This window comes from Micromonospora lutea, assembly GCF_016863535.1.
In the GTDB taxonomy this organism is placed as follows: Bacteria; Actinomycetota; Actinomycetes; order Mycobacteriales; family Micromonosporaceae; genus Micromonospora; species Micromonospora lutea.
In genome coordinates, this window is record NZ_BOPB01000053.1 from 1 (window position 1) to 1629 (window position 1629).

General features: G+C 73.6%; 1 protein-coding gene. It reads right to left on the minus strand.

Annotated elements, in window-relative coordinates; genetic code table 11:
- Positions 1-1629: AMP-binding protein (locus tag Vlu01_RS27300; protein ID WP_204005005.1), on the minus strand; the 1629-nt coding region annotated here is incomplete at both ends.

A 1629-nucleotide genomic window follows, 5' to 3' on the forward strand; every position in this document is an offset into this window, starting at 1 on the left:
GGTCGGGGTGCCCGCGCCGACCTCCTCGCCGGTGGAGTACACCGTGGTCTCGGTGGGGCCGTACATGTTGTGCAGCCGGTAGCCCAGATCACGTAGCCGGCCGGCCAGGGTGGCGCCGAGCGGCTCACCCACGCTGATCGCGAACGCGGTCCCCGAGCCCAGCCCGGAGCGCACCAGCGCCTCCCACATCGACGGCGTCGCCTGGACCGCGGTGGTGGTCGGCGCGGCGAACAGCCGCGCCAACTCGACGGGCTCGCGGTAACGGTCGGAGCCGACCACGACTACCTGGGCCCCCCGCACGAGCGGGGCGAACATCTCGGTAACCGCGACGTCGAAGGTGACCGTGGTCGAGGCGAGCATCCGGTCCCCCGGCCCCAGGTCCATCCGGTCGGCCATGTACTGCACCAGGTGCGACATCCCCCCGACGGTCACCGCGACCGCCTTGGGCCGGCCCGTCGATCCGGAGGTGAACAGGGCGTACGCCAGCTCGTCGGGTTCGGTCGCCACCGGCCGGGTGGCGGCGGGTTCCGGTGTCCCGTCGACCGGCACGGTCGGCCACCGACGCCCGATCTGCTCCTCGGTGCCGGGGTCGGTCACAACTGTCACCGCTCGTGCCCGGTCCAGCGCATCGTGCAGCCGGTCGACCGGGTGCTCCGGGTCCAGCGGCAGGTAGACCGCGCCGATCCGCAGCACGGCGAGGGCGGCCACGACGAGGATCGGCCCCCGCGCCAGGCAGATCCCAACGACCTGCTGCCGGCCCACCCCGCGCCGCCGCAGCGCCGCGGCCAGCCGGTCGGCCTCTTTCAACAGCGCCACGTAGCTGTAGCGCAGCTCGCCGTCCTCGTCGCTGACCGCGGTCAGGTCCGGGGTGCGGGCCGCCTGCCGGGCCACCAGCGTGGCGACTCCGGCGGGGTCGTACGGTCGGGTGGTGTCGTTCCACGCCACCAACCGTCGGAGGTCGTCCGGCCCGGTGGCCGGCAGCGCCGACAACCGCCGCTGCGGCTGCCGGGCGGTCTCGTCGAGCAACCGCACCAGGGCGTCGGCGATCCGGGCCGCGGTGGCCGGCGCGAACAGGTCGGTGCGGTACTCCAGATAGCCGGCGAGACCGTCGCCGTCCTCGGCGAGGACCACCGACAGCTCGAACTTGGCCCGTCCGGGATCGACCGGCATCAGCCGCAGGTGTACGTCGTCCACCACGGACTCCGCGGCCGGGGCGTTCTGCAGCACGAACATGACCTGCGCCACCGGGTCCCGGCTGAGGTTCCGGTCCGGCGCCAGATCCTCGACGATCTGCTCGAAGGGCACCTCCTGCCGGTCGAACGCCTCGTGGCAGACGGTCCGCATCCGGCCCACCAGCTCACCGAACGTGGGGTCACCACGGAGTTCGCCGCGGAGCACCACCGTGTTGGCGAACAACCCGATGATGCGCTCGAACGCGGCCACCGGCCGGTTGGCGACGGGGGTCGCGACGGCGATGTCCTCCTGCCCGGTGTACCGGGACAGCAGCGCCGCGAAGCCGCTCAGCAGCACCGTGTACAGCGTCGTGGACTGCGCCTCGGCGAGGCCGGCCAGCGCGCGGACGGTGTCGGCAGCGAGCCGTAGGGGCCGGCGGGCCCCGGGCCGTTCCCC